Genomic DNA, 290 nt, shown 5'->3' on the forward strand with positions numbered 1-290 from the left:
ATTCTATCTAAAAATAACAAAGAAAAGATGGAATTTCAGGAAAAAAAGCAAGTATAGACTGAAGTGTTTTCGTTACTAAATTTAGGGAATAATCAAAATAGATGAGTAAAACGAATAATGATGAGGTGTTGTGTATTCGGGAATTCTACGTATTCTTTATCATGGTTGTTATCGTTTTGGTATCTGCATGTGCACAAGATAACGATTCGAATTCGTCCCAAAAAGATCAAGCGTCACAAGAATCAAAAACCACTGAAGAAACAGATCAAGGAAACGAAAAGAAAGTAATA

General features: G+C 32.1%; 1 protein-coding gene. It reads left to right on the top strand.

The features are described from left to right. Positions 1-101: 101 nt before the first annotated feature. Positions 102-290, top strand: a 189-nt coding sequence (locus JKP73_RS22890; RefSeq protein ID WP_200412063.1) for a hypothetical protein, incomplete at its 3' end; no start/stop codon positions are given.

It is taken from the genome of Virgibacillus salexigens (assembly GCF_014905415.1).
Taxonomy (GTDB): Bacteria; Bacillota; Bacilli; order Bacillales; family Amphibacillaceae; genus Virgibacillus; species Virgibacillus salexigens.